5 protein-coding genes are annotated in these 6,256 nt (G+C 70.1%); 1 reads left to right on the top strand and 4 read right to left on the bottom strand.

Translation table 11 applies throughout. The annotated features are described in order from the left end of the window. Positions 1 to 137: 137 nt before the first annotated feature. On the bottom strand, positions 138 to 566 hold the full coding sequence (locus QQ657_RS54300) for a hypothetical protein (RefSeq protein WP_284750339.1): 429 nt from the start codon (positions 564 to 566) through the stop codon (positions 138 to 140). Beyond that, a complete protein-coding gene (locus tag QQ657_RS54295; RefSeq protein WP_284750338.1) occupies positions 563 to 1,498 on the bottom strand; it encodes a diiron oxygenase in 936 nt (311 codons plus the stop codon). The genes QQ657_RS54300 and QQ657_RS54295 overlap by 4 nt, the downstream gene beginning before the upstream one ends. 112 nt (positions 1,499 to 1,610) lie before the next feature. Between QQ657_RS54295 and asnB the strand changes: the two genes are divergently transcribed. Next, on the top strand, positions 1,611 to 3,446 hold the full coding sequence (asnB, locus tag QQ657_RS54290; protein ID WP_284750337.1) for an asparagine synthase (glutamine-hydrolyzing): 1,836 nt from the start codon (positions 1,611 to 1,613) through the stop codon (positions 3,444 to 3,446). Positions 3,447 to 3,590: 144 nt separating this feature from the next. Here asnB and QQ657_RS54285 read toward each other — a convergent pair whose 3' ends face one another. Then, entirely contained in the window at positions 3,591 to 5,510 is a 1,920-nt protein-coding gene (locus tag QQ657_RS54285; protein ID WP_284750336.1) for a LamG-like jellyroll fold domain-containing protein, read from the bottom strand. A 117-nt stretch (positions 5,511 to 5,627) separates the two neighbouring features. Then, positions 5,628 to 6,236 carry a TetR/AcrR family transcriptional regulator gene (locus QQ657_RS54280; RefSeq protein WP_284750335.1) on the bottom strand — a complete coding sequence of 203 codons (609 nt, stop codon included), beginning with the start codon at positions 6,234 to 6,236 and terminating at the stop codon, positions 5,628 to 5,630. Positions 6,237 to 6,256 lie beyond the last annotated feature (20 nt).

Raw genomic sequence — 6,256 nt, 5'->3', positions numbered from 1 at the left:
CGCGGCGGGGGCCGGGGCGGGTGGGGGGGGCGGGTGGTTGGGCGGGGGTTGTTTCCCCCGTCCTATTCACAACCCCTCCCCCCCCCCCCCCCCCCCAGCCGCGGCAGACCACCCGCCGCGGCCGGGCTGGCGCGACGCTAGCGAGCGTCCAGGACTGATGGTTGCCGCTCGGCGGCGGACACGCCCCAGAACAGGGGCGCGGCGTCGTCGAGCAGCAGTCCCGCCGCCCAGCGCGGCTCCACCAACAGGACGCCGTCGTCGCACTCGATCGTCCACTGTGGACAGCAAGCCAGCACGACGAGCAGGTCGCCGTCGGCTTCCGGGACGACGTCGGGCTCGGTGACCAGGGCCAACGTCACCGTAGCCGCCAGCGGGTGCCGCGTCCGCAGGGACAAGCCCGCCGGGTGCGGGGACAGGTCGAAGTCCAGCCTCCCGTCCAGCTCCCGCGCCCGGGTCAGCCACCGGGCCAGGATGTCATCCCACGGTGCGTCGGTGGCGAACCGGGCCGGCGCGGACTCGGCCGCCAGCGGCACCGACAGCAACGCCAGCAGGTAGTCCCGGATCATCCGGCCCGCCCGAGCAGGCCGGCGTCGAGAAAAGCCCGCGACACCGAAGGATCCTCGAACACTCCGTTGTCCCGGAGCATGCGCAGTGTCGGCGTCGCGTTGCGCAGCACCGCATCTCGGGTCCGCTCCGACGTGGACATCTCGGCCACGATCCGCACCGGGTCGTCGAACTCGCCGGGCATGCTCCGCAGTACGCCGATCAGCGCGGGTTCGTCCGGCCAGAGGAACGCGTGGATCACCCGGGGCAGCAGCCCGCCGATCTTGCGGCGCAACGGCAGCGGCATCCTCGGCCACAGCAGCTCGAACAGCTGGCGGAAGAACGCGTGGTGCCGGCCCTCGTCCGCGGCGTGGTCCCGCGCGAGCTCGCGAACCGCCGGCTGCACGGACGGATCCTTCGGCAGCTTGGTCAGGGTGCCGGTGATCAGGGTTTCCGAGACGATCGCGAAGAACAGCTTGACCAGCGGCCGGTACGCGGGCAGCTCGGCCGAGTACAGCGTGGCGAGCTCGGTGAGGAACCGCGGCCGGTGCTCGATCGGGACCACCCCGGTCTCGGCCATCACCGCGGACTTGAGCGTGTTGGACATCTCCGCGTGGCCGGCTTCGTCGGTGTAGATCCGCAGCACGTCGTCCTTCATGGCGGCGGGCAGCCACGGCAGGAAGCCCGGCGACCGCAGCAGCGCGCAGATCTCGTTGACCGGCCCCATTTCCAGCTGCACCGTGAACTCCAGGTGCAGGTAGAGGCTGTGGACGAGGATCGCCGCGCGGACGCCGGCCGGGGCCGCGAGCACCGGCGGGCACGCCGACAGCGGGCACAGATCCGCCGAGAAGAAGTGCCGGCCCGCGGTGAACGGGGAGTCCCGGTGGGGCTTGGAGCGCACCCAGGACCGCCGGTCCCACTCGGTGAACCTCGACCGATACTCGCTTGCTGTCAACGGTTTCACCTCCTGTCCCACTTCACCACGCACGACCGGGAGGCCCAACCCCTATGTTCGTTGTCGCTGCCCGCGAGCCTGGATACGATCCGCCGCAACGGAGGGAGCAAACATGTGCGGGGTTGCCGGCTGGGTGTCGTTCGACCGTGATCTGACCAGGGAACGGCCCGCCATCGAGGCCATGACGCACAGCATGCGCCAGCGCGGCCCGGACGAGTGGGGGATCTGGACCGGCACGCACGCCGCCTTCGGCCACCGCCGGCTCTCCATCATCGACCTGCCCGGCGGAACCCAGCCGATGTCGGTCGACACCCCGGACGGCGAGGTCGTGCTCACCTACAGCGGTGAGACGTACAACTTCGTCGAACTGCGCGACGAACTACGCCGGCGCGGGCACCGGTTCCGCACCGCGAGCGACACCGAAGTGGTGCTGCGCGGGTACTTGGAGTGGGGCGCGGCGGTCGCCGAGCGGATGGTCGGCATGTGCGCGATCGGGCTGTGGGACGGCCGGACCGAAAGCCTGGTCCTCATCCGCGACCGCCTGGGCACCAAGCCGTTGCACTACTTCCCGACCGAGGACGGCGTCCTGTTCGGCTCCGAGCCGAAGGCGATCCTGGCACATTCGCTGGCGGAGCCGGTGGTCGGCACCGACGGCATCCGGCGGCTGCTGCTGGGGTTCCCGACCACCGACGAAGGCGTCTGGTCCGGCGTGAAGATCGTCCGCCCGGGCACCGTGATCACGGTGGACCGGTCCGGCCTGCGCGAGCACACCTACTGGCGCCTGACCGCCGAACCGCACACCGAGGACCGGGAATCCACGATCCGGACGGTCCGCGCGATGATCGAGGACAACGTCGCCCACGAGCTGGTGGCCGACGTGCCCCGGGGCGTGCTGCTGTCCGGTGGCCTGGACTCCAGCGTGCTCACCGGCCTGGCCGACCGCAGCCTGCGCCCGCGCGGCGAAGCCGTCCGCACGTTCTCGGTGGACTTCCCCGACCAGACCGAGAACTTCAAGCCCGACAGCATCCGGGGGAGTGCCGACGGCCCCTACATCGCCGACGTCGTGGCGCACGTCGGGACCGAGCACCACCAGCTCGTCCTGGACCACCGCGCCCTGTCCGACCCGGAGGTGCGCCGGGAAGTCGTGGCGGCGTGGGACGCGCCCTACGGCATGGGGGACATGAACAGCTCGATCTTCCTGCTGTTCAAGGCACTCAAGGAACACGTCACGGTGGCGTTGAGCGGCGAGGCCGGCGACGAGATCTTCATGGGCCACCTCTGGCACCACGCCGAAGCGGTCTACTCGGGTGACAACTTCCCCTGGTTCGTCGCGTGGCCCCAGCTGAACACGTCGTCCTACATGACGCAGGAGTTCCTCGACCTGATCGACCTCCCGGGGTTCACCAAGGACAGCTACCACGACGCGCTCACCGAAGTCCCGCACCTGGACGGCGAGGACACCCGCCGCCGCAAGCAGCGCGAGATCGCCTACCTGGGCCTGACCCGCTTCATGCGCACCCTGGAGGACCGCCTGGACCGGATGGCGATGCGCGCGGGCGTGGAGACGCGGGTCCCGTTCTGCGACCACCGCCTGGTGCAGTACCTGTACAACGTCCCCTGGTCGATGCACACGTTCGACGGCCACGAGAAAAGCCTGCTCCGAGCGGCGGCCCGGGACCTGCTCCCGGACTCGGTGGCGGCCCGCCGCAAGAGCGGCTACCCCTCGACCCAGGACCTCCGGTACGTGGCGGCGCTCCAGCAGCAGGTCCGGGACGTCCTCACCGAGGCGAACACCGACGCGTTGTTCATGTGCGACCCGGCGAAGGTGGCGGAAGCAGCTGCCCGCAACCCCGCCGACGTGGACCCCGCGGCCCGGTTCACCTTCGAGCGAATCCTCGACGTCGCCGTCTGGCTGGACATCACCAAGCCCAGCCTCAAATTGTCTTGACCTGACCCGGCTTGTCCAGGTGCTCTTGGACGCGTTGTGCGTCTTCGGTGCGGTGCTGAGCGCGGAAGAGCCGGAGCGCGTGCCGCCACGCGGTGCGGGCGCGGGCTTCGTCGCCGGCGTGAGCCTGGCCGATGTTCTCGGGGATCAGTGGGTCAGGAACTCGTCCGGCCGCAGCGCGCGGCCGACGATCCGGACGTCGCCGATCCAGCCGTGGAACACGTTGTCCAGCGCGCCGCCGTACTCGTGGCCGCCGAGGAGCCACGTCAGACCCAGGGAGGCGATGCCGACCGAGTCCGTGGAGGGGTTGTCCGCCACCGGGGAGCTTTCGACGTAGACCTTGGTGTGGTGCCCGTCGTTGACGACCGCGATGTGCCACCACTGGTCTTCGGCCAGGCCGTGGCTCCAGTTGGTCGTCGGGTAGGTCTGGCTGAGGGGGTAGCAGTTGAACTGCACCTCACGACCGTTGTTCGTGGTCATCAGCTGGGCCACCGGCTCCTTCGGGTCGGTGTTCTTGCCGTGCTTGCCCGCGTCGCCGGACGCGCCGCGGCGGACCAGGACCGGCATGTTGCCGTTGGTGCCGCCGTCCCAGTCGCGCGGGATCTTCACGAAGGTCTCGATCGTGTAGCCGCGCTTGAACGTCTCGGTGTTCAGCGGCGCGCCCGAGCCCGTGGTCAGGTACGCGCCGTGCAGCGGGCTCTTGCCGCCGGTGAAGCGGAGGCTGGCGTGGCCCGGCTGGTCGGGGTGGTGGTCGTCGGTCCAGGTCAGGGCGTCGGGGGCGGTGCCGGCGACCGACTGCAGCGTGAGGTCGTTGCCGCGGCCCGACAGGTCGCGCACCTTCTGGCCTGAGGTGACGGCGCTGCCGTTCGCGCCGACGTTGTCGAAGCGCCAGTACGCGAGCGTGCCCGGCACGAGCACCTGGCCGGCCGGACGCGCCGGGCGGACCGGCACGGGGATGAAGCCGGCGAAGCGCTGTTCGAAGTCGAACGGCATCGAGAAGCGGTCGACGGACGTGGTGAGCCGCGACTCCAGCACCTCCAGGCGGTTGCGCTTCGCGGGGTCCTTCTCGAGGATCCACGGCGAGACCGTCTCGACGTCGATCGTGTCGCGCGCGAGGTCGAAGTGGTACAGGCGCAGCATGCCGCCGCCGCTCATGTACCGGTTCTGGTAGTTCGTGATGTGCAGGTGCACGTCGTGGCCGGCGGCGTTCTTCTTCGTCATCCGGCCCGAGGGCCAGTAGTGGCCGTTGAGCGTGAGGAAGATCTGGTCGTTGTCCTTGATCAGCGCGTCCCACACCGTTTGGCCGTATTCGGTGATCTCGGCGTTGTTCTCGGGGTCGCCCGACTCGTACGGGTAGACCTCGTCGCCGTAGGTCGGCGCGACGATCTCGTGGCAGGTCAGGATCACCGGCAGGTGCGCGTTCTTCCCGATCACGTCGTTGGCCCACGCGAAGCCCGCGGCCGACGTGCGCCAGTCCATGGCCAGCAGCAGCCACTCGCGCCCGGCGGCGCGGAAGACGTGCGCGGTGTTGTAGCCGCTCGCGTCGGAGCCGAGGAAGGACTTCTGCCGGCGGAACCGCTGCGGGCCCATCGTCTGCAGGTACGGCGTGGTCCCGCGCGTGTCGTCCCCGGACACGTCGTGGTTGCCCGCGAGCACGCTGTAGGCGACGCCGGCCGCGTCGGCCTGCTTGAACGTCTTGTCCACGGCCTGGAACGACGTGACGTCGGCGTCCTGCGTCAGGTCGCCGAGGTGGGCCAGGAAGACGATGTTGCCGGCCGGCTTGCCGCTGTTCTCGATCACATACCGCAGCGACGCTTCCTGCGGTTCCGGGTTGATGCTGTTCTGGCTGCCCCAGTAGAGGTACTGGGTGTCCGGCATCACCGCGACGGTGAACTGGAGGCTCTCGCCGTCCGGGTGCCACCTGCCGCCGGCGCCGTTCGCGCTGCTCGCGGGGTCGGCTTCGGCCGGTGCGGCGCCGAGTGCACCCAGCGCCGTCACGCCGGCACCGGCCAGCCCGGCGGTGCGCAGGAAGGACCGTCGGTTCGGGCCCGCCGGGTTTTCGCGCATGATCTGCCTCATTCGGTTTCCGGGAGAATGCTTCGGCGACCGGACGCTATGCCCGCCTGCTTGAGCCGATGCGAACGCCGGATGGCCTGCTGACGTCGGCTTCCTTACGTCGCGCGCTTACGACTGTGTGGTTCGCCCGGTCAGGCAGTGCTGCACGAGGGGACCGAACGTGGCGACCAGCTCGTCGACGGACGCGGACGCGATCGGCTCGATGCGCGCGATGTACCGGGCCACCGCGAGCCCCAGGATCTGGACGTCGACCATGCCCGCCCGCAGCCGGGCGTCCGGCGTGCCGAGCAGTGCCGCGAGCCTGCCGGTGATCTCCCGGTCGATGAACTCGCGCAGGAGCGCCTCGGACCGCGGGTCGCCGGGAGCGGACCTGGTCAGCGTCACCAGCGGCAGGTGGTCGGACTTGTCGAGGTTCTCCACGAGCGTCCGGACGAGGCGCTCGCCGAGGGTGGCGAGGTCACCGGCGAAGAGTGCCTCGATGGCCTGCGGGACGTCGCTTGCCATGTCGGTCACGGCGCCGAACAGGCCTTGTTTGGTGCCGAAGAAGTAGAACACCATCGCCGGGTCGACGCCCGCGGCGGTGGCGATCGCGCGCACGGTCGTGCTGCCGTAGCCGTGCTGGTGGAACAGCTCGCGGGCGACCTGCAGGATCCGCTGCTTGCTCTCCGCGCCGGACCGCCAGCGTCCGGGGCGGCTGCTGTTGTCGTGCTCTGTCATGACCGCCGAAGCCTAACACT

Source organism: Amycolatopsis ponsaeliensis (genome assembly GCF_030182635.1).
GTDB classification, from domain to species: domain Bacteria; phylum Actinomycetota; class Actinomycetes; order Mycobacteriales; family Pseudonocardiaceae; genus Amycolatopsis; species Amycolatopsis ponsaeliensis.
Note: the sequence above shows the minus strand (reverse complement) of the source record. Positions and strands in the feature narration are given on the sequence as shown.

Bases quoted from the DNA above. Each gene is read 5' to 3' on its own strand.
- QQ657_RS54300 (WP_284750339.1), bottom strand. From the start codon at position 566: ATGATCCGGGACTACCTGCTGGCGTTGCTGTCGGTGCCGCTGGCGGCC.
- asnB (WP_284750337.1), top strand. From the start codon at position 1,611: ATGTGCGGGGTTGCCGGCTGGGTGTCGTTCGACCGTGATCTGACCAGG.
- QQ657_RS54285 (WP_284750336.1), bottom strand. From the start codon at position 5,510: ATGCGCGAAAACCCGGCGGGCCCGAACCGACGGTCCTTCCTGCGCACC.
- QQ657_RS54280 (WP_284750335.1), bottom strand. From the start codon at position 6,236: ATGACAGAGCACGACAACAGCAGCCGCCCCGGACGCTGGCGGTCCGGC.